Consider the following 20,257-nt stretch of genomic DNA (forward strand, 5'->3'; position numbering starts at 1 on the left):
CTACTGGTGGGCGGCCGTGCGCAGCGAGCGGTAGAGCAGGCGCGGGTCGCCCAGGTGGTGGCGGAGCAGCTTCTCCAGGCCGCCGATCGGGACCAGGTTCTGGGGGGCGCGCGGGTCCTTGTAGTCGACCCCGGCCAGCGCCGGCAGGGCCAGCGTGACGGCGTCGGCCAGCTCGACGACCTGCGCGGGATCGAGCTCGGCGCTGGCCTCGCAGCGGGCGATCCCCGCCCACGGCGCCGTGGACTGGACCGGCAGCCGCAGGTACCAGGCGTGCCGGCGCCAGCTCGTGCCCATGAGGAACACCGGCGTGCGCTGCCCCGGCGTGAGCGCGGCCACCACGGCCGACTGCGGCTGCGGCAGGTACGCCGCGTGGTGCGTCTTGATGTAGCCGACCGTGCGCGGCAGGTGGGTGCGCCCCCGCAGCGGGCCGTCCACCAGCAGCAGGTCGTCGCCCAGCGACCGGTGGCGGACCGCGAGGTCCACCTCCAGCTGGGTGACCTGGCGTTGCAGGGCGAGCGACAGCTCCTCGAAGCTGGAGTCGGCGGCCTTGTTCGGCAGGTAGGAGGCGTGTGCGGTCTTGACCTCCGGCGCGTACGGCGAGGCGGAGATCAGCGTCCTGTTGACCTCGATCGCGGCCAGCTCGGCCCCCTCGCGCCCGCAGCGGACGATCCCGGCGGCGTAGGAGGCGGCGATCCCCGGGACGGGCATCGGCAGGTCGGGATCGTGCACCCACACGCGGGCGTCGATCCGGCGCACCCCGTCGGCGACCAGCAGCGTCTCGGGGGCGGCGGCGCCGGGCCCCGGCGCGACCGGCTTCCAGTCGGCGGCCGGCCACTCGATGTCGAGGACCAGCTCGGCGCTGGTGGCGCCCAGCTCGGACAGGGCCTCCACGGCGATGGCGGCGGCGTAACCCGGGTCCCAGGGGTCGACGGTGAAGCCCTGGTTCACGGCCCCACCTTGCGCACGTGCGAGCCCTTCGCGTCGCGCAGCACCTCGAAGCGCGCGGGCACCCGGTCGGCCAGCGCCGGGACGTGGGTGACGACGCCGATCATGCGCTCCTGACCGGCGGCCAGGCGTTCGAGGGTGGTGGCGACGGTGTCGAGGGTGGCCGGGTCGAGGGTGCCGAAGCCCTCGTCCAGGAAGATCGAGTCGAGCCCTCTGGCGACGGCCCCCGACAGGGCCAGGGCCAGGGACAGCGCGGCCTGGAAGGTCTCGCCGCCGGACAGCGTGCGGGCGCTGCGCCGCAGGCCGGCCTCGCCGTGGTCGATGACCTCGATGTCGCCGGTGCGCTCGCCCAGCGCCAGCTCGTACTGGCCGTCGGACAGCTCCATCAGCGTCTCGGACGCCGCGGCGACCAGCACGGCCAGCGCCTCGGCGCACAGCCACCGCTCGAAGGCGTTGGCCCGCAGGCGCAGCGCCAGCTCGTGGGCGACCTTGGCCTCGTGATCCTTCTCCGCGACGGCGGTCTCCAGCTCGGCGGCGCGCCTGCGTTCCTCGCGGACCCGTTCGAGGGCGCCGTCGGCCCGCGCGACCGCGCCGGCGACGGCCGCGCCGAGCTGGTCGGGGGTGGCGTTGCGCGGGACGGTGACGCCGTGCTCGGCCAGGCGTTCGGTCAGCCGGTGGCGTTCGGCGGCGAGCCGGGCGGTGGCCTGGGCGAGCTCCTGCTCGCGCTCGGCCAGGGCGGCGCGGGCGGCCTCGGCGGCCCGGTCGCGCCAGCCGAGCAGCTCGGTCCAGGCGCGGTGGAGGTCGTCGCGGGTGAGCGGCGGCGGGGCGTCGCCGGTGGGCGCGAGCACGAGCAGCCGGTCGCGGGTGGCCGCGAGGGTCTGCCAGGCGCTCTCGGCCTGCCGTTCGACCTGTTCGGCGGCGGTACGGGCGCGTTCGAGCTTCTTGCGCGCGTTGCGCACGGCCGTACGGGCCTCGGTGGCCAGGGCCTCGGCCTTGGCGATGGCGGCCAGGCGGCCTTCGATCTCGTTGCGGTCGCCGGGGGCGGGCAGCCCGGCCAGCTCGGCGTCGAGCCTGCCCGCCTGCGTGGCCAGCATCGACGCCGACGTCTCGGCCTTGGCGAGGGCCGCCCGGCCACGGGCCGCGTGGTCGCGGGCGGCGGCCAGGGCGCGGTCGGCGGCGCCGAGATCGGCAGGCGTCTCGTGGTGGGGCAGCTCGGCGAGCGGGCGCAGGCAGAGCGGGCACGGCTCCCCCACGGCCAGCCGGTGGCTCAGACCGGCCGCGGTGTGGGCGTCGCGCAGCCGTTCGCGCTCGTGCTCGGCGTCGGCCAGCGCGCGTTCGGCGTCGGCGACCGCGGGCGTGAGGCGTTCCAGCGCCGTGGCGGCCTCGGCCGCCGCCTTCCGGGCGTCGGCGGCCTGGGCGGTGAGGCGCTCGCGGGCGTCGAGCGCGGCCAGCGCGGCCACCGGCTCGGCGCGGTCGCCGAGCGCGGCCAGCGCCTCGAACGCCTCGTGCTCGTCGGCCTCCACGGACGCCGCCTCGGCCTCCAGCGCGGCGACCGCGTCGGCGGCCTCGCGGCGGGCCGAGGCCAGCGTCGGCACCGCGGGCGGCATGCGCAGCGCGGCCAGCGCCGACTGCCGCTCGGCCACGGACGCGCGTTCCTGCTCGGCCCGCCCGATGTCGGCCTCGCGGGAGCGCAGCAGGTCGAGGTCGGTGTCGATGGTGCCGGCCAGCCGGCGCAGCGCGGCCAGCCGGTCGGCCAGCTCCCGTTCGGCCTCGTCGGACGCGCCGGCCAGCTTGGCGAGCTGGTCGCGGGCGAAGGCGGCGGCGTTGCGCGCGGCCTCCTCGTCGCGGGCGGCCCGCTGCCTGATCAGCTCGTAGACGTCGGCGTCGAGGAGCTGCACCAGCAGGTCCTGGCGCTCGCGCGGCGCGGCGTGCAGGAACTCGGCGAACCGCCCCTGCGGCAGCACCACGCACTGGGTGAAGAACTTGTACTCCAGGCCCGTCACCCGCTGCACCTCGGGCGTGACGTTCTCGCCCTCGGCGAGCGGCTTCAGCACCATCTCGTACGCCGCGTCGAGCGGCGCCGCCGGGTCGAGCTCGTCGATCCTGGCCTCTTTGGTGCGGACGGTCCCCTTGGCGTCGCGGACCAGCGAGCGGACCACGCCGTAGCGCCGCCGGTCGCTCTCGAACACCAGCGCCACCTTGCCCGAACTCGCCGACGGCGCCAGGGCGTGGGCGATGACGTTCTCCTTGCCCCAGCGCGGGACGGTGCCGTACAGGGCGAAGCAGATGGCGTCGATGATCGTGCTCTTGCCGGCGCCGGTCGGGCCGACCAGGGCGAAGTACTCGGTGTCGGAGAAGTCGACGGTGGCCGGCTCGCGGAAACTGCCGAAGTGGTCGAGGTGCAGCAGCAGGGGACGCATCAGCCGGTCACCTCGTCGTAGAGCCGGTCGAACAGGGCGGCGACCTGGTCGTCGTGGCGGCCGGTCGCGGTCAGGTACTCGCGGAACAGCTCGCGCGGGCTGCGCGCGGCCGACCCCGCCCGGCGCACCGCGGGCACCGGCCGGAACCGCTCGTCGAGGACGACGTCGACCGAGCCGGGCAGCAGGTCGCGCACCTGGTCGGACAGGCCGACGCGGGGCTTCTCCTCCACGATCACCTTGAGCCAGTCGTCGCCCGCCTCCAGGCCCTCCAGCTGCTCCAGCGTGCCGCGCACGGTGCGCAGCCGGCGCGCCGAGGCGAACGTCAGCTCCCGCACCACCGCGGGCCGCCCCGGCGTGACCTCCACCAGCAGCGCGCCCGGCGTGTTGCCCTCCTCGCCGAAGTCGACGGCCAGCGGCGAGCCGCTGTACCAGATCGGGCACGGGCCGGGGATCTGCTGCCTGCGGTGCAGGTGGCCGAGCGCGGCGTACTGGGTGGAGACCGGGAAGGCGTTGGACTCGAAGTAGTAGGAGAAGATCGACTGGGCCTCGCGCTCGCCGCCGCCGAACGCGCCGCCCGGCAGGGTGCCGTGCGTGGTGATCAGGTTGACGGTGTCGCTCTGGAAGCCCGCGGTCAGCGCGCCGACCAGCTCGGAGATGCGGGTGGCGTAGTCGCGGTTGTGGTCGGCGGTGGTGCCGGTGAGCACCTCCGCGGCGCGTACGACGTAGCGGTGGGACAGGAACGGCAGCACGCCCAGCCGCACCGGCTCCCCCGAGCGCGCGGTGAAGGCCAGCGTGCCGCCCGCGTCGGGACGGCGGAAGACGCCCACCACGTGCATGCCGAGCTTGCCCAGCACCGGCCGGTAGACCTCGAAGAGCTGCGGGTTGTCGTGGTTGCCGGCCAGCACGACCACGTCACGGCCGTCGCCGCGCAGCGCCATGAGCGCGTTGAGCACCAGCGACTGCGCCTCGGGCGTCGGGGCCGAGGTGTCGAACAGGTCGCCGGCCACCACGACCGCGTCGACGTCGTGGGTGCGGGCCGCCGCGACCAGCTCGCGCAGCACGGCCCGGTGCTCGTCCATGCGGGAGCGGCCCTTGAGCACCTTGCCCACGTGCCAGTCCGCGGTGTGCAGGAATTTCACCGAGCTCCCTTCAGAACGGCGGAATGTCGTCTTCGACGCCCGGCAACCCCTGGAACGGGTCGGCCGACGGGCTGACCCGCGACGCCGCCTCGGCCGGCCGGGTCGCCCAGGCGGGGAACGGGAAGGCGACGGCCAGCGGCACCGGGATCTCCGGCTGGGCGACGAGCATGGTGCCCGGTTTGGCGATCGTGGCGCGTTCCCGGACGGCCGGGGGCAGCCAGCCGTACTCGGAGCGGGCGGCCTCGGCCGGGTCGAGGCGGCCGGCGACGCGCACGGCGCTGTTGGAGACGATGCGGCGCTCGACCTCGGAGGCGGTCTGCTGGGCGCCGATGAGGATCACGCCGAGCGACCGGCCGCGCTCGGCCACGTCGAGCAGGATCTCCTTGATCGGCGAGTCGCCCTCGCGCGGCGCGTACTTGTTCAGCTCGTCGAGCACCACGAACAGCAGCGGCTTGGCCGTGCCCGAGGTCTCCTTGCGGTGGAACTCGCCGCGCAGCACGACGCCCACCACGAACCGCTGGGCGCGTTCGGGCAGGTTGTGCAGGTCGACGATGGTGACCTGGGCGTCGGACGTGCGCACCGAGTGGGCCCGGAAGAACGGCAGGTCGCCGCGGACGATCGGGGACAGCGGCTTGACCGCGCTGCGCAGCCTGCGCAGGAAGGCGTTGACCGTGCCGAGCGGGGTCTGGGCGCCGGTCCACTCGATGCGGGTGGCCTCGTCCTGCAACTGGTCGGACAGCAGCTCGACCAGGTCGCCGAAGGTGCGGCAGGCGGTGCCCCTGATCATGACCGCGCCGCCGTCGCCGACCGGCTCGGCCCACGACTTCAGCCGGGCCGCCACCTGGCCCACCAGCAGGGAGTAGCCGGCGCGCTCGTCGTCGGCGTCGGCGAAGACGAACCGCAGCAGCTCCTCCTCGCACAGCTCGACCAGCGTCCAGTAGAACGAGCTGACGCCCTGGGTGCGGGCGGAGACGTGCGGCACGCCGTTGGGGTCGCCGGGCCGCGGCGGCGCGAACACGTGCACGCTGCCGAACGGCTGGGCGGGCAGCCCGAGCCGGGCGTACGCGGCCCGCGCCTGCTCGTCGAGTCGCACGTTGTCGTGGTCGAGGAAGAGCAGGTCCTCGCCCTTGACGGAGAAGATCAGGGCCTTGGTGTTGGCCGACTCGGCGTCGAGCACGCCCGAGTTGAAGATCGAGTAGAGCAGGAACGTGGCGAAGGACGTCTTGGTGGCCACGCCGGAGACGCCGGAGATCGACACGTGCGCGCCGCGGGTGCCGTCGAGGAAGTCGAAGTTGACGTAGAGCGGCAGGCCGTCGCGGCCCATGCCCATGGGCACCCGGCGGTCCATCACGTCGAAGTAGAGCGCCTGGTCGCGGTCGCCGGCCCCGGCCAGGAACACCTTGGCGCCCGGCAGCGGCGGCACGAACACCTCGGGCTCGACCCTGGTCACCCGCACCTCGGCCACCTCGACCACGGCGGCGGGCAGCGCGCCCTCGGCGATGAGGAACACGTCGGAGTCGTAGGCGGCGCCCTCGTGCCTGGCCTCGACCGTGGTCACCACGCCGGCGACCAGCACCGGGCCGTGGCCGGGCACGTCGCGCCTGGTGACCACGACGTCGTCGAGCTGCAGCACCTTGCCGGGCTCCAGGCCGACCCAGAACGACAGCGGCGAGGCGGCCTGGGTGCCCAGGACCCGCCCGACCGCCTCACCGGCCGCCAACGCCGCAGGAGACGTCTCGCGGCTCGCAGCCCCGTTGACCGTCACGAATCCCTCCACCACCAGACATGCCCTTCCAAAGGAGAGTAGTCGGGGGCCGGGGATGCGTCCGGCTCATTGCCGCCTTCGCCGCGCCGCGTCAGAGCGCGAAGGCCGCCTTGGTCCAGGCGAACTGGGCGTCGAGAACCTCGCCCAGCAGGCCGGCCAGCGCGGGGTCGGCCTGCTGCGCCGACTGCCTCGGCCCGAGGCGGCCGCCCTCGGCGCTCCGCCCCGCCACCAGCAGCACCCGCGCGCCCTCCCGGTCGACCGCCAGGGCCGCGGCCGGCTCCCACGCGCCGTCCCGGTGCGCCGCGGCGGGCCTGCGCGGCCCCTCCCGGTGCGCTGGAGGTCGCCACGCGGCCTGGCCCTCCGCCGGCGCTAGGGCAGGCGCGGGCGCGACGACCACCATCGCGTCGACCCGCATCGCCGTCGCCACCCGCCGCCGGGACTCGTCGAAGGCCGTCTCGGGCGGCACGGGCTGGGCCCGCATCGACTCGGCCATCGTGCGCAGCAACGCGGGCAGGTCGAGCTCGCCCGCCGGCGGAGCCAGCTCGTACTGCAGGTAGCCGACCAGCGGGAACGGCGGGTCGGGGAGGGTGTTGTAGCCGAGGAACAGCCTCGGCCAGCCGGCCGACTCCGAGGGGCCGGTCAGCGCGCCGTGAGCCACCCGCCCGAGCTCGCCGCACCCGTGGTGGGGCAGGCCATTGACTGACCGCAACATCGCCATGCACGAATTGTTGCAGACCGATTACCTTCAGTTGCGCGTTCTCCACGAGAGCCCGGGGCCTCCGCCGTCCAGCGTGATCATCTTGATGGGAGCCATGGATACCACCCGGGTCCGACAGAACCGGCTCCCCACAGCGCGCGTTGTCCGGATGTGGACGGTCCGGTCAACCTGCCGCAGGCGTCCGCCGTCCCTTCTGTGTCACATCCGTCACAAAGGGAAGAACGTCGTGCGCCTGCCACTGATCCTGCCCTTGGCCGTCCTGCTGTTCGCCACGCCCGCGCCCGAGAGCGGCACGGTGGCGGCGTACACCTGCAAGACCACCGGTACGAACGAGACGCAGATCGTCAAGATGGACATCACGCTCACCGTGCCCGCCACCGCCTCCGTGGACCGGCAGATGACCATCGGCTGGCGCGGCTCGTACGTCGAGGGCGCCGAGCTCCGCGCCCCCGCCACCGGCCTGGACGGCGAGGTCAAGCTCTACGCCTACGCCGCCGTCAGCGGGATCGACCGGCTGACCTCGGCGATGGGCGTCGGCAGCCCCGGCCTGATCGTCCCCGGGGCGGTCATCCCCCTGCCCCGGGAAACGGTCGAGCTGCGGACCACGCCCCGGCATCCGGGGACGGGCACGGTCCGGCCCGCGTCGGTCAACTTCGGGCCGACCCCGCAGAAACGCCTGATCGAGTGCGAGCTCCAGGACAAGGACGCGCCGACGTCGTACCCCCTGACCGTCACCGCCGCCGGCGCCGTCCCGAACACCCCGAGCACCCCGAGCACCATGGACACCACGGACACCAGGGACACCACGGACACCACGGACACGGACGCCACGCCTCCGGACGAGACCTCCGAGGACACGCCTGCCGCCATGCCGACGGGCGGCGCGAACACGGGCGGCGGGGGCGAGGCGGGCCCCGACGGGCGGGCGCTGGTGCTGGCCGGGTCGCTGGTCCTGGCCGCCGCCCTCACCGGCTTACGCCTGCGCCGCCCGTCCCGGCCGTAGCCGATCCGCGCCCGGCACCCGGCCGCAAGGGCCACGTGTCATGCGTGGAGGTACGTGCTCCTATGATCCGATGCGTGGCCAAGTACTTCGACGTGCACCCTGACAACCCCCAGCCTCGCCTGATCGGCCAGGTGGTCGAGACCCTGCATGCCGACGGGCTGATCGCGTACCCGACGGACTCGTGCTACGCGCTGGGGTGCCGGCTGGGCAACAAGGACGGCCTCGACCGGATCAGAGAGATCCGGCACCTCGGCAGCGATCACCACTTCACCCTGGTCTGCAAGGACTTCGCGCAGTTCGGCCAGTTCGTTCATGTGAGCAACGCGGTGTTCCGGCTGGTCAAGGCGGCGACTCCGGGCGGGTACACGTTCATCCTGCCGGCGACCAAGGAGGTGCCGCGGCGGTTGCTGCATCCCCGGAAGAAGACCGTCGGCGTCCGGATCCCCGATCACGTCGTCACCCAGGCGCTGCTGGCCGAGCTCGGCGAACCGCTGGTGTCGAGCACGCTGATCCTGCCCGGCGAGAGCGAGCCCTCGACGCAGGGCTGGGAGATCAAGGAGAGCCTCGACCACATGGTGGACGCCGTCATCGACTCGGGGGAATGCGGCGCCACGCCGACGACCGTCGTGGACCTCTCGCAGGACGAGCCCGAGATCCTCCGTCGCGGCACCGGAGACCCGTCCCTCTTCGAATAGGCCCGCCCGGCCGGCCACCCCTTCGGGAGGCCGGCCGAGCCCGCTCTCACCCTGGACGGCCGGGAGCGGTGACCAGGGCGCTCTGTCCCGGCGCGACCCGCGTGACCACGGCGGGGGCGTCCGGGAAGCGGGCCTCCCAGCGGTAGGTGGTGTCACCGGAGGTGTTGGTGAGCCTGGTGGCGGTCCTGCCCTCATGCCGGACGGTGATCGTGCCGCCGCCCAGGGGGATGCCCGAGACCTCGGCCCAGGCGATGTCGCCGGGCAGGCGGGACAGCGTGGTCACGGCGTTCACCTCGGGGGTGACGCCGAGCAGGCCCTCGACGACCTGGCTGACGAGCGTGAAGGACACCTCCGGGTAGTCGCCGTTGAGGCCGCCCGCGACGTGCGGTTCAGCACGCCGGTCGAAGACGTGCCGCATCCACCGCCAGGCGGCCGCGTTCCTGTCGTGCCGGAAGAACGTGTCGGGCAGGTACGTGTAGGCCTCGATGTTGCGGGGACGCCCGGGGCCGGCGGCTTGGCCGTCGATGAAGTCGAGGTAGCCCTCGTTGCGCGGACCCGGCTCGATGAGGCCCTTGAGCGGCATGAACCAGCTGTTCTCACAGCCCCATCCGGTGACGGGGTCGCCGTCCAGGGTGTAGCCGCGCACCAGGTCCGCGGGGTTCTCGCCGACGCTCCAGACCTCGTTGAAGTGCCGCCTCAGCTCGGCGGCCCGGCGTGCGAAGTCCTCGCCGTCCAGGCCGCGGGCCCGGCTCAGGGCGCTCATCGCCAGGTATGCCTGGTACCGGGAGCCGACGGAGTCTCCGGCCTCCGCCAGGTGCTCGCCGGCCAGCTCGTTGTAGCTGGCCACGCCCTGGAAGATGCCCCTTCCGGCAGCCCGCGGCACGACCTTCGTCACCGCGTTGCGGTAGTAGGACCACAGCACGGGATCCTCGACGTAGGCGCGGTCCCAGGTCCATCGGTAGGCGGCCGCGGCCTTCTCCACCAGCTCGTACACCGCGGGCAGCTCGCGGACGAAGGAGCCGGGGCCGCGGTAGTCGATGGACAGGTAGGAGCCGTCGAAGTTGAACGCCCACACCGGGTGGAAGCCGTGCTCGGGGGTGGCCGAGGCGGCGAAGCAGCGCAGCATGGTGAGGTTGGCCTCGGCCATGCCGAGCAGGTGGGCGCCGACGAGCTGGTGGGCGAAGTCGCGGGCGTAGAAGCCGCTGCGGTGTGCGTAGCCCGCCCAGTAGGAGGGCAGGTAGCGGCTCTGTCCCGTCCCCGCGGGCCGGTGCTCGTCGACGTCGACGGGGCCCCAGGAGCCGCCCTCGTGCCGCAGGCGCAGCGCCCGGGAGCAGGCCCACTCGAACATCGCGACCAGCTCGGAGCTGGCCGAGCCGATGCGCATCATGGGCCGATGCTGGGACGGATCACCAGCTCCCCGGGCAGCAGCAGCCCCGCCTGAGGGGTCGCGCCGTCCTCCACCGTCTGGATCAGCCGGCCGATCAGCGCCCGCGCGATGCGCTGGAGCGGCAGCCGTACCGTGGTCAGGGCGGGATGGAGGAACGCGGTGAGGGGAAGGTCGTCGAAGGCGGCCAGGGCGAGATCGGCGCCGATCTCGATGCCCTCCTCCCTGGCCGCGGCGTAGACGCCGAGCGCGAGCCAGTCACCGGCGGCCACGACGGCCGTCGGGCGGTTGCGGCCGCGCAGCAGCTCGCGGGTGACCGTGACGAGCTCCGCCGGGCCGTCGCCCGGCGCGGAGAACTCCTGCCCCACCAGGCCGTGCCTGCGGACGCCGGCGCGGAAGCCCTCTCTGCGGTCCTCCATCCACGGTTGCGCGCCGACGGAGGCCAGGAAGGCCACGCGCCGATGGCCCCGGGCGGCCAGCAGCCCGACCAGCTCGATGACCGCCTGAACGCTGTCGACGTCCACCCACGACTGCGGCTGGTCCGGCATCGTCCTGCCGAACGCGGCGAACGGGAACCCCGCCGCGGTCAGGTGCGCGACTCTGGGGTCGTCGCGCATCACGTCCGACAGCAGGAAGGCGTCCACGGTGCGGGCGGCGATCACCTCGTCCAGCGCCTGCTCCTGGCTCTGCCCCGGGCGCGGGCGCAGCAGCAGGATCCGGTAGCCGACCTCACCGGCCGAGGCCACCACGGCCTCCAGGAACCCGCCCATCAGCGGGTTGGGGTTGGCGGGGTCGTCCACCGGCGTCGGGTAGGCGATTATGCGCCGGGTGCCCGACTTGAGGCTGCGCGCCGACTGGTCGGGCCGGTAGCCGAGCTCCTCGATCAGCCGGGTCACCCGTTCCAGCGTCTCCGGTTTGAGCCGCTGGGGGGCGTTGAGCGCGTTGGAGATCGTCTGGCGGGACACGCCCGCCGCGCGGGCGACGTCCTCGATGGTGATCCCACGGCGTGCCGCCACTCAGTCTCTCCTCACCGTCAGCAGGCCCCCGACGGGCACCTCGACCACGCTCGCGCCGGAGGTGAAGCGCAGCTCGCTCTGGCTCACGAGCCGCCCGCCGCAGTCGCGGACCTCGGCCGTCGCGACACCCCGCCCGTACAGGACGACGCGGGTGTCGGGGGCGGCGTTGGCCACGAGCAGCTCCGCGATCTCCGGCACGTCCACAGGCAGGGCAGCGTACCGGGCCACGACCTCGCTCTCCTCACTGTAGGCCCGCACCAGCGGGTATCCGTGCTCGACCCCGTGCGGTTCCAGCACGCCGAGCTGCAGCGTGGCCAGGTGGCGGCGGAAGACGCCCAGCCAGAACCGGATGGCGGCGAGCTGGTCGGGCCGCTGGGCGGCCAGGTCCACGGAGATCTGCGGCACCGAGAAGAGCACGTTGATCAGGTGTACCGCGACCTGCTCGGCGGACTCGTCCGGATGCCAGAGGATCATGTCGGAGTGCACGGCCTGGGGTCCGGCGGTCAGCCGCAGGTCGATCGTCCGCTGCCGGTTCTCCTGCGGGCTGAGCGGGCAGTCCACCGCCCTGATCATGTTCGCGTACGGCCACAGCCCCGGGCTCGTGTACGGCTGGCGGTGCTCGATCAGCACGTCCGGCTTCGCCGCCCGGAGCCTGACGTCGAGCTCGCGCAGCAGCTCGGCCACCCCTTCGTCGGTGCCGAACCGGTCGACGAAGTCGATCTTCAGGCCGTCCGCGCCCCACTCCTCCACCGCTCGCGCCAGCTTGTCGACGAGGAACGCGCGCACCTCGGGGTGACGCGGGTCGAGGACGGCCGCGTCCATGTGGTCGAGGTAGCGCAGGAACTTCCCCTCGAAACGCTCGAACGCGGCGTTGTGCTTGCCCACGAACGGCAGCGCGTACCACAGCAGGTAGGCCATGCCATCGCTCTGGACCCGCTCGATGTGCTGCCGGAGGTCGGGGATGTTGGGCTCCCAGTCGCCGCAGAAGGCGTACCCCCGCGACCGGTCGGCCGTCTGCCAGCCGTCGTCCACGATCATGGTGGCGCAGCCCAGCTCCTTCGCCAGCCGGGCCTGGAGCTCCACCGACTCCCGCGAGACCTCCTGGTGCATGCTGTACCAGGTCGAGTACACGGGCAGCCTGGCCTGACGCGGCGTGGGCGGCAGGTCGCGGCCCTCCTGCCACCATGCGGCGACCTCGGTCAGCGCCGCGGAGAACTGCCGGTCCGACAGGTCCAGCCGGATCCGCAGCCCCTCGCCCTGCACGGTGAAGACGAACTCGCCGGTCTCCTCGATCACGCCGCCGGTGAAGCTGCCGGTCACCGAGGCCAGGGCCACCGTGCACAGGTTGGCCCCCGCCGTGCCGACGAGGCTGACGACGGGCGCGCCGGAGACCAGCCCGGCCTTCGCCGGAGCGCTCCAGATCGGCGGGATCCAGCGGGTGCCCGAGCCCGGCGTCCAGAAGGCCGCGGCGTCGACGCACGGCAGCCTCCACTGCGCCGCGTTCCCTTCGGGGGCGTCGATCAGCCAGACGTCCGGCGCGAGCGGGGTGACCGTGATCGCCTCCGTACCGGCTATCGCCACCTCGACCTCGCCCGCGCGGACGACGGTCGTCTCCCCGAGGGCGTGCGGCTCCCAGATCTGCATGGTCAACCTTTCGTGGCCCCGGCCAGCAGGCCGGAGATGAACTGTTTCTGAAGGACGAGGAAGAGGATCATCATGGGCAGCGCGGAGATCGCGGTGCCCACCATGACCTGGCCGAAGTCGGTCCTGGCCAGCCCTTGGAGAGTGGCCAGCGCGACGGGCAGGGTGAACATCTCGGGCGTGCGCAGCGCGATCAGCGGCCACAGGAAGTCGTTCCACGCGCCGAGGAACAGGAAGACCGCCAGCGCCGCGAGCGCGGGCCGCATGACCGGCACCACCACCCGCCACAGCACCCGGAGCTCCCCCGCCCCGTCCACGCGCGCCGCGTCGAGCAGCTCGTCGGGCACGGCCTGCAGCGACTGCCGGATGAGGAAGATCCCGAACGGAACCGTCAGGTTCGGCAGGATGAGCGCCGGGAAGGTGTCGATCAGCCCGAGGTCGTTCATCATCTCGAAGATCGGGATGATGGTGACGCCGCCCGGGATCACCAGCGTCGACAGCAGCAGCACGAAGAAGGCGTTCCTGCCGCGGAACTCGAACTTGGCGAACGCGTATCCCGCCAGCAACGCCACGACCAGCGCGATCGACGTCTGGACGGTCGCCACGAGCAGCGTGTTCCCCAGCACGTGGAGCAGCCCGATGGACTCCTCCAGCTTCGCGGTGTTCACTCCGAGCTGGTCGCCCGGCGAGAACGTGGGCGTGGCGCCGAAGATGTCGGCGTTGGCGTGCGTGGCCGCCATGGTCAGCCAGTAGAACGGGCCGACGCACAGGGCGAAGCACGCGGCGAGCGCGAAGGTCAGCAGCCAGCCCTTCATTTCCTGCCTCCGGTGAGCTTGAGCTGCACCAGCCCGAAGCCGGCCACGATCAGCGTGAGCGCGTAGGCGATCGCCGAGGCGTAGCCGAAGTCGAAGTAGCGGAAGCCGTTCTGGTACAGGTAGAGGGAGATCGTCAGGGTGGAGTTGTCCGGGCCGCCGCCGGTGAGCACGAACGGCTCGTCGAACAGTTGCAGCGTGCCGATCGCCGACAGCACGATCGTCAGCAGCAGGATCGGCCGCAGTTGCGGGACGGTGATCGACCAGAAGCGGCGGACCGCTCCGGCGCCGTCCACCATCGCCGCCTCGTAGAGCTCCTTCGCGATGCTCTGCAGCCCGGCCAGGTAGATCACCGCGTTGTAGCCGCAGTAATGCCAGGTCAGCGCGATGACGATGGCGATTCGCGCCCAGAAGGGGCTGCCCAGCCAGTCGATCGGGCTGACGCCGAAGAGGCCGAGCAGCCAGTTGAGCAGGCCGGAGTCCTTGCTGAGGATCACCGAGAACATCACGCCGTAGGCGACCAGGCCGGTCAGCGAGGGCATGAAGACGCCGAGCCGCCACAGGGCGCGCAGCCGTACGAGCCTGGAGTTGAGGCCCAGCGCCAGCAGCAGCGCGAGGATCAGCATGATCGGCACCTGGACGACGAGGATCAGCGCGGTGTTCCACAACGACGTCCAGAACAGCGGGTCGTTAACGAGCCTGACGTAGTTGTCCAGCCCGGCGAACGAGCGCGCCGCCCCGGCGCCGGTCGTCAGGCTGATGTAGGCCGCCGCCAGGATCGGATAGGCCTTGAAGCAGACGAAGCCGAGCAGCGCGGGCAGCACCAGGAAGTACGGAACGGTTCTTCTGGTGAGCAGGCGGCCGGTCATCCCGCGAGCTTCCTGCCGGATTGCTGGGACAGCTGCTGGGCCGCCTGGCCCAGCGCGGCGGCCGGGTCGGCGCCCTTCAGCAGGACCTGGGTCTGCGCGTCACTGGCGATCTTCAGCGCGCGGGCGTAGTCGCCGGAGTAGTAGGTGGCGTCCGCGCCCTCGCCCAGGGCGTCCACGAAGGTCTTGAGCGCGGGCTGCCCGCCGTAGTAGTCCGTCTTTGCGGTGAAGCGCGGGTCGGCGTAGGCGGCGTTCAGGGCGGGGAAGACTCCGCCGTCCTTGAACACCTTGTTGATGACCTCGGGCCTGGTCAGCGCGTACTCAAGGAACTTGAACGCCTCCGCCTTGTGCGGGCTGGTTCCGGAGACCGACAGGTACGTGGAGTTGACGATCGCGGTGCGCTTGCCGCCCGGCGCGACGGCCGGCGGCTGCATGACGCGCCAGAGCCCCTTCTGCTCCGGCCACATCTCGGGGATGTAGCCGACCGCCCAGGCCGCCCACGGCAGCACCGCCACCTTGTTCTCGCTGATCAGCTTCTTCCGCGTCCCCTCGCCGGAGGTGTCGGCGACGATCCCGGCGTCGTTCATCTTCTTGATCAGGGTCATCGCCTGCACGGCGGGCGCCGAGGAGAGCGTGACCGCGCCCTGACGGTCGAAGTAGAAGGCGCCCTGCTGCTGCAGCAGCGACTGGAAGAAGTCCATGTCGGCGCTGCCGGCCGCGGGCTTGTTCAGGCCGATCAGATAGGCGCCCGTCTTCTCCTTGAGCTTCTTGCCGGCCTCGATGGCGTCGTCCCAGGTCCTGATCGCCGCGGAGTCGATGCCCGCCTTGTCGAACAGGTCCGAGCGGTAGAAGAACCCGACCGGGTTGACCTCCCACGGCATCGCGTACGCCTTGCCGTCCTTGCCGGTGACCGTCGGCCACAGGCCCTTGGCGAAGGCGTCCTTGTACTTGTCGGCGCCCAGCGCGCTCAGGTCCGCCAGCCCGCCGGGGAACTTCTCCATGTATCCGGGCAGGTAGTCGATGCCGATGTGCAGGACGTCCCCCAGGCCCTTGCCGCCCGCGGCCATCCCCACCGTGATCTTCTCCCAGATCGCGGGGTTCCCGACCACCTGGACGTCGACCTTGATGCCGGGGTTGGCCTGCTCGAAGTCCTTGGCCACCGAGGCCAGCCCGTCGGAGGCGGGCTTCCAGCTCCAGACCGTGATCTTCACGGGCCCGGTGGACTTCTGGTCGCTCCCGCCCCCGCTGCCGCAGGCCGTGACGGCCAGAGCGAGAGTCGCGGAGACGACCATGACGAGAGGTCGGTTCATGACGATTCCTTTCTCGGGGGGTGCAGGGCGGCGGCCAGACGCTGTACGGCCTCGCCCGAGGTGGTGGCGTGGGGCGACAGACGGATCCACTCGCCCCGCAGAGTCGTGGTGAGCCCGGCGGCGGCCAGCGCGGCATGGACGGCCGCCGGATCCCGGCCGGGCATCGTGAAGGAGCCGATGCCGCTCCACTGCGCGGCGCCACGTCCGGCGCCGGGCGGCGCCGGGCCGCCGGCGCCGGCGGGCGCGTCCAGCAGCACCCGCGCCCCGGCGGCGCGGGCCGTGTCGAGCAGCTCGCCCAGCCGATCGGCCGTCCTGCGGCCGATCTCCGCGACGCCGGCCTCCAGGACCAGCTCGATCGCGACGCCCAGGGCGGCGACGCCGGAATAGTCGGGATTGGTCATCGTGTGCGCGGCCGCTCCCGCGAGCGGCGGCCGGGGCGCGGGCCCCGCGAGCGGGCCCTCGACCCCCGACCACCCGCCGAGCCCCGGCGCCATCAGCCCGGCGACGCGGTCGCGGGCCAGGAACAGGGCCGCCCCCCATCCGGCGCGCAGCCACTTCTGCCCGCCGCAGACCAGCACGTCGGCGGCCTCCACCTCCAGCGGGACGGCGCCCAGCCCCTGGATCGCGTCCACGACCAGCACGCGTCCCGGCCCGAGCACCTCCTTCAGCGCGCCCAGCGGCGCCGGGTAGCCGGTGAGCGCGTCGACCGCGCTGACCGCGAGGGCCCGCACCGATCCGTCCAGGTGCTCGGCCAGCACCTCCGGGGTGAGGCGCACGTCGTCGATCCACCGCACCCGCAGGCCGCCGCGCCCCTCGAACCGCAGCCAGGGGTAGACGTTCGCGGGGAACTCGCCCCGGGGCACCAGCACCACGCCCTCTCCCGGCAGCGCGGCGGCGGCGGCGAACAGCCCGTGGCTGGTGGAGGAGACGAACGCCACTTCGTGCTCGGCCGCCCGCAGCAGCCGCGCCGCCGCCGAGCGCGTCCGCGCCGCCTGCTCCTCGAACCAGGCCAGCGGCATGTCGCCGACGCGGCGGCGGGCCGACTCGGCCAGCACCGCCGCGACCGCGTGGGAGAGCGGCCCCAGCCGGGCGAAGTCGAGGTAGCCGGAGGGCTCGGCGAAAATTTGAACGTTCATATCCTCTGACGGCTCATCTAGGCATGACGAAAGGAGGGGTGTGCGGCTGACCGGGGAGAACAGGGCTCAGCGATATGAACGTTCATATTACGCAGCTTCCTCATGGCCGCAAGCAAAGATTGCATAACGGCCCAGCGCGGCGGGTGGCTCACCCCTTCGGCGGTCCGGCCTTGGCCACGGGGAAACGCGAAAACCCCAGCTCAGCGTACTGAACTGGGGTTTTCGTGCGGTGCGCCGCCAGGGACTCGAACCCCGGACCCGCTGATTAAGAGTCAGCTGCTCTAACCAACTGAGCTAGCGGCGCTTGCAGAGAGGAATATACCGGTGATCCGCATGTTGGTCGAATCGACCTGGGTCGAGCTCCTACCGCTAGAATAAAGTTCGGCCTGCAGACAGGGAGCACCGATGTTCGACTCGCCCGCCGACGTGACGGCGCGGCTCGCCGCCGTGGACTACCTCTCCGACGACGCCATCTCCACCTCGGTGTTCCTCGCCGCCGCGCTGGGCAAGCCGCTGCTGGTCGAGGGGCCCGCCGGCGTCGGCAAGACGCAGCTCGCCAAGGCCGTGGCCCAGGCGACGGGCGCCGAGCTGGTCCGCCTCCAGTGTTACGAAGGTCTCGACGAGGCCCGCGCCCTGTACGAGTGGAACTACAAGAAGCAACTGCTCCGCATCCAGGCCACCAGCGCCGACGACGACATCTTCACCGAGGAGTTCCTGCTCGAACGCCCGCTGCTGAAGGCGATCAGGTCGGCCGCGCCCACCGTGCTGCTCATCGACGAGACCGACAAGGCCGACGTCGAGGTCGAGGGCCTGCTGCTGGAGCTGCTGTCGGACTTCCAGGTGACCATCCCCGAGCTGGGCACGATCGCCGCCACCCGCCGGCCGTTCGTGCTGCTGACCTCCAACGCCACCCGCGAGCTGTCCGAGGCGCTCAAGCGGCGCTGCCTCTACCTGCACATCGAGTACCCGACGCCGGAGCGGGAGCGCGACATCGTGCTCGCGCAGGTGCCGACCATCCGCGCCGACCTGGCCGAGCAGCTCGCCAGGACGGTCGCCACCATGCGGGCGCTGGAGCTGAAGAAGGCGCCCTCGGTCGCCGAGACCGTCGACTGGGCCAACACGCTGCTGGCCCTCGGCCGCGAGGAGCTGGACGAGGCGACGGTGGCCGGGACGCTGGGCGTGGTGCTCAAGCACGCCTCCGACCAGAGCCGGGCGATCAAGGAGCTGGGGCTGCCGGATGCCTGAGCGGGGATCGCTGGTTGACCGGCATGTCGGCTTCGTGCACGCCCTGCGCGAGGCGGGCCTGCCCGTGTCGCTCGCCGAGGGGCTCGACGCGGCCCGCGCGCTGCGGGTGATCGACCTGAGCGAGCGGGAGTCGCTGCGCGCCGCCTACGCGGCCACGCTGGTCAAGAAGCCGGCCTACCGTCCCGGCTTCGACGTGCTGTTCGACCTGTGGTTCCCGTCGTCCACGACCGGCATGTACGCCCCCCGTCCGGCCGCGGACCGCCTGGACCCGCGGACGGCCCCGGTGGACGAGCTGCGCGAGCGCCTGGCGGAGCTGCTCACCGGCAGCACGGACGCCGAGCTGCGGGAGTTCGCCCAGGCCATGGTCGAGCGGTTCGGCCGCCAGCAGACCACCGGGCCGGGCCGCCAGAACTGGTTCTCCTACAGCGTCCTGCGGGCCCTGTCCCCCGAGACGCTGATGGCCCGCATCCTGCAGAACGTGCTGGCCGGGCGGGAACGCGGCGGGCTGGCCGAGAAGACCGTGCGGCAGCGCGTCAACGGCAACGTCCGGCGGTTCGAGGAGGCGGTGGCCACCGACGTGCGCCGGCGCATCGCCGAGGACTCGGGGATCGAGCGCATCGCCCGCTCGGCCGTGCGCCCGCCGCTGGACCAGATCGACTTCCTCCGCATCACCAGGGCCGACCTGGCCAGGCTGCGCAAGGAGGTCCATCCGCTGGCCAGGCGGCTGGCCGCGCGGCTGACGATCAAGCACAGGAAGGGGCGCAGGGGGCGGCTGGACTTCCGGCGCACCGTACGGGCCTCGCTGCAGAGCGGCGGCGTGCCGCTGATCACGCACTTCAAACCGCCCCGGCCGCACAAGCCGGAGCTGGTCATCCTCTGCGACACCAGCGACTCGGTCTCGTCGTTCGCCCACTTCACGCTGCTGCTGACGTACGCGCTGCGGGAGCAGTTCACGAAGGTGCGGGCGTTCGGGTTCGTGGACCGGGTGGACGAGATCACCCGCTTCTTCGTGCCCGGCGCCGACGTCGTGGAGGCCATGACGCGGCTCGCGGACGAGGCCGACATGTCGCGCTTCGGACGTACGAACTACGGCCACGCCCTGGAGGGCTTCGCCGAGCGCCACTCCGACGCCATCGGCCCGAGAACCTCGCTGCTGATCCTCGGCGACGCCCGCTCCAACTACCAGCCGCCGGCCCTCGACGTGCTCAGGCGCCTGACGTCGGGGGCCCGCCACGCCTACTGGCTCAACCCCGAGCCCAGGCAGCAGTGGGACACCGGCGACTCGGTCGCGAGCGAGTACGGCACCGTGGTCGAGATGCACGAGTGCCGCAACGTCGCCCAGCTCACCGCGTTCATCGAGACGCTGGCCTGACGGCGGTCAGACCTTCTGCAGCTCCCTGGCCGCGGTGCGGGCCAGCAGCTCGACCTGCTCGTCGGTGAACACCACGCCGTCGACCGCCTTGATGCGCCTGGCCACCAGGCGCGGCTTGAGCAGCGCGAGCCCCTCGCCGACCACGACGCCGCCGCGCGGCAGCAGCCCGCAGTGGACGGCCAGCATGGGCGAGATGGTGACCTCGATCCCGGTCTCGCGGGTCAGCAGCTCGGCGAAGGCCTCGGCGGTGTCCACCAGCGGTTTGGCCCACTTGGTGCCGTACTTCTCGCTGAAGAACAGCCGGCCGTTGTAGCAGCCGATCTCGGTGTCGGGGCTCCAGGACTCGTTGTCGATGACCCAGATGCCGGTCGGGCCGATCACGAGGTGGTCGATGGAGGCCTGGTCGCGGATCGCGCGGCCGTCGAGCACCTGGTAGCCGCGCCTGGCGAGCTGCCTGCGCAGCAGCCGGCCGGTGATCAGCTCGCCGCGCCGGGCGCCGCGCCAGACGGCCGTCGCGCGGAAGGAGCGCCAGTCGATGTACCAGTCGACGGCGGCCACGAGACCGGCCGTGACGGCCCCCCACAGCAGCATGTACTCCGAGCCGAACCGCAGCGCGAGCAGGATGCCTGCCACCGCGCCCACGCCCGCCTTGACGTACCGGGACCTGCGCCGGTTGGGCGCGTCCTCACGCCAGAACTTCTCGTACCACCACTGCGGGGATGAGCCTGTGTACTTTTCGTCCTGCTGCACGTAGATAGAGCCACCGGGCACGGCAAACTCCCCGAATGAG

At 72.4% G+C, this 20,257-nt stretch carries 17 protein-coding genes and 1 tRNA gene; 4 read left to right on the top strand and 14 right to left on the bottom strand.

Annotation, left to right across the window (positions count from 1 at the left end):
* The 5 genes from ACIBST_RS15840 to ACIBST_RS15860 form a co-directional block, all read right to left on the bottom strand.
* On the bottom strand, positions 1–948 hold the full coding sequence (locus ACIBST_RS15840) for a hypothetical protein (protein WP_397172248.1): 948 nt from the start codon (positions 946–948) through the stop codon (positions 1–3).
* Complete coding sequence (locus ACIBST_RS15845; RefSeq protein ID WP_397172249.1) at positions 945–3,365, bottom strand: AAA family ATPase; 2,421 nt, start codon at positions 3,363–3,365, stop codon at positions 945–947. Before ACIBST_RS15845 ends, ACIBST_RS15840 begins: the two co-directional genes overlap by 4 nt.
* Entirely contained in the window at positions 3,365–4,504 is a 1,140-nt protein-coding gene (locus tag ACIBST_RS15850) for an exonuclease SbcCD subunit D (RefSeq protein ID WP_352352034.1), read from the bottom strand. Before ACIBST_RS15850 ends, ACIBST_RS15845 begins: the two co-directional genes overlap by 1 nt.
* 10 nt (positions 4,505–4,514) lie before the next feature.
* Positions 4,515–6,269 (bottom strand): ATP-binding protein, encoded by a 1,755-nt coding sequence (locus ACIBST_RS15855; protein WP_397172251.1) that lies wholly within the window; start codon positions 6,267–6,269, stop codon positions 4,515–4,517.
* Between the two features lie 91 nt (positions 6,270–6,360).
* A complete protein-coding gene (locus tag ACIBST_RS15860) occupies positions 6,361–6,987 on the bottom strand; it encodes a hypothetical protein (RefSeq protein WP_397172252.1) in 627 nt (208 codons plus the stop codon).
* Between the two features lie 226 nt (positions 6,988–7,213).
* Here ACIBST_RS15860 and ACIBST_RS15865 point away from each other — a divergent pair, with 226 nt between their 5' ends.
* Together ACIBST_RS15865 and ACIBST_RS15870 are read left to right on the top strand one after the other, a co-directional pair.
* Positions 7,214–7,990, top strand: coding sequence for a hypothetical protein (locus ACIBST_RS15865; RefSeq protein WP_397172253.1), 777 nt, complete (start codon positions 7,214–7,216; stop codon positions 7,988–7,990).
* A 74-nt stretch (positions 7,991–8,064) separates the two neighbouring features.
* Positions 8,065–8,685, top strand: coding sequence for an L-threonylcarbamoyladenylate synthase (locus tag ACIBST_RS15870; protein WP_397172254.1), 621 nt, complete (start codon positions 8,065–8,067; stop codon positions 8,683–8,685).
* A 46-nt stretch (positions 8,686–8,731) separates the two neighbouring features.
* Here the strand turns inward: ACIBST_RS15870 and ACIBST_RS15875 are convergent, their stop codons facing one another.
* From ACIBST_RS15875 to ACIBST_RS15910, 8 genes are all read right to left on the bottom strand, one after another.
* Positions 8,732–10,072: a hypothetical protein gene (locus tag ACIBST_RS15875; protein ID WP_397172255.1), complete on the bottom strand. Its 1,341-nt coding sequence runs from the start codon at positions 10,070–10,072 to the stop codon at positions 8,732–8,734.
* Positions 10,069–11,085, bottom strand: coding sequence for a LacI family DNA-binding transcriptional regulator (locus tag ACIBST_RS15880; RefSeq protein ID WP_358288231.1), 1,017 nt, complete (start codon positions 11,083–11,085; stop codon positions 10,069–10,071). The genes ACIBST_RS15875 and ACIBST_RS15880 overlap by 4 nt, the downstream gene beginning before the upstream one ends.
* Positions 11,086–12,729, bottom strand: a complete 1,644-nt coding sequence (locus ACIBST_RS15885) for a glycoside hydrolase family 36 protein (protein WP_397172256.1) — start codon at positions 12,727–12,729, stop codon at positions 11,086–11,088.
* A gap of 2 nt (positions 12,730–12,731) precedes the next feature.
* On the bottom strand, positions 12,732–13,541 hold the full coding sequence (locus tag ACIBST_RS15890; protein ID WP_397172258.1) for a carbohydrate ABC transporter permease: 810 nt from the start codon (positions 13,539–13,541) through the stop codon (positions 12,732–12,734).
* Positions 13,538–14,407 (bottom strand): carbohydrate ABC transporter permease, encoded by an 870-nt coding sequence (locus tag ACIBST_RS15895; protein ID WP_397172260.1) that lies wholly within the window; start codon positions 14,405–14,407, stop codon positions 13,538–13,540. The genes ACIBST_RS15890 and ACIBST_RS15895 overlap by 4 nt, the downstream gene beginning before the upstream one ends.
* Positions 14,404–15,714, bottom strand: a complete 1,311-nt coding sequence (locus tag ACIBST_RS15900; protein WP_397172262.1) for an ABC transporter substrate-binding protein — start codon at positions 15,712–15,714, stop codon at positions 14,404–14,406. Before ACIBST_RS15900 ends, ACIBST_RS15895 begins: the two co-directional genes overlap by 4 nt.
* On the bottom strand, positions 15,711–16,850 hold the full coding sequence (locus ACIBST_RS15905) for an aminotransferase class V-fold PLP-dependent enzyme (protein ID WP_397172263.1): 1,140 nt from the start codon (positions 16,848–16,850) through the stop codon (positions 15,711–15,713). The genes ACIBST_RS15900 and ACIBST_RS15905 overlap by 4 nt, the downstream gene beginning before the upstream one ends.
* A gap of 230 nt (positions 16,851–17,080) precedes the next feature.
* Positions 17,081–17,154: transfer RNA gene (locus ACIBST_RS15910), tRNA-Lys, on the bottom strand.
* A gap of 101 nt (positions 17,155–17,255) precedes the next feature.
* On the opposite strand from ACIBST_RS15910, the gene ACIBST_RS15915 reads away from it, so the two are divergent.
* Positions 17,256–18,095, top strand: a complete 840-nt coding sequence (locus ACIBST_RS15915) for an AAA family ATPase (RefSeq protein ID WP_397172265.1) — start codon at positions 17,256–17,258, stop codon at positions 18,093–18,095.
* Positions 18,088–19,467 carry a VWA domain-containing protein gene (locus tag ACIBST_RS15920; protein ID WP_397172267.1) on the top strand — a complete coding sequence of 460 codons (1,380 nt, stop codon included), beginning with the start codon at positions 18,088–18,090 and terminating at the stop codon, positions 19,465–19,467. Before ACIBST_RS15915 ends, ACIBST_RS15920 begins: the two co-directional genes overlap by 8 nt.
* A 6-nt stretch (positions 19,468–19,473) precedes the next feature.
* On the opposite strand, the gene ACIBST_RS15925 is transcribed toward ACIBST_RS15920, so the two are convergent.
* Positions 19,474–20,238, bottom strand: coding sequence for a nuclease-related domain-containing protein (locus ACIBST_RS15925; protein WP_397172268.1), 765 nt, complete (start codon positions 20,236–20,238; stop codon positions 19,474–19,476).
* Positions 20,239–20,257 lie beyond the last annotated feature (19 nt).

Source organism: Nonomuraea sp. NPDC049684 (assembly GCF_044465345.1).
GTDB lineage: Bacteria > Actinomycetota > Actinomycetes > Streptosporangiales > Streptosporangiaceae > Nonomuraea.

What these genes read in the sequence shown, in the direction of transcription:
- ACIBST_RS15845 (WP_397172249.1), bottom strand. Translation starts at nt 3,365, where the DNA reads ATGCGTCCCCTGCTGCTGCACCTCGACCACTTCGGCAGTTTCCGCGAG.
- ACIBST_RS15860 (WP_397172252.1), bottom strand. Translation starts at nt 6,987, where the DNA reads ATGGCGATGTTGCGGTCAGTCAATGGCCTGCCCCACCACGGGTGCGGC.
- ACIBST_RS15875 (WP_397172255.1), bottom strand. Translation starts at nt 10,072, where the DNA reads ATGATGCGCATCGGCTCGGCCAGCTCCGAGCTGGTCGCGATGTTCGAG.
- ACIBST_RS15885 (WP_397172256.1), bottom strand. Translation starts at nt 12,729, where the DNA reads ATGCAGATCTGGGAGCCGCACGCCCTCGGGGAGACGACCGTCGTCCGC.
- ACIBST_RS15890 (WP_397172258.1), bottom strand. Translation starts at nt 13,541, where the DNA reads ATGAAGGGCTGGCTGCTGACCTTCGCGCTCGCCGCGTGCTTCGCCCTG.
- ACIBST_RS15895 (WP_397172260.1), bottom strand. Translation starts at nt 14,407, where the DNA reads ATGACCGGCCGCCTGCTCACCAGAAGAACCGTTCCGTACTTCCTGGTG.
- ACIBST_RS15900 (WP_397172262.1), bottom strand. Translation starts at nt 15,714, where the DNA reads ATGAACCGACCTCTCGTCATGGTCGTCTCCGCGACTCTCGCTCTGGCC.
- ACIBST_RS15905 (WP_397172263.1), bottom strand. Translation starts at nt 16,850, where the DNA reads ATGAACGTTCAAATTTTCGCCGAGCCCTCCGGCTACCTCGACTTCGCC.
- ACIBST_RS15915 (WP_397172265.1), top strand. Translation starts at nt 17,256, where the DNA reads ATGTTCGACTCGCCCGCCGACGTGACGGCGCGGCTCGCCGCCGTGGAC.
- ACIBST_RS15920 (WP_397172267.1), top strand. Translation starts at nt 18,088, where the DNA reads ATGCCTGAGCGGGGATCGCTGGTTGACCGGCATGTCGGCTTCGTGCAC.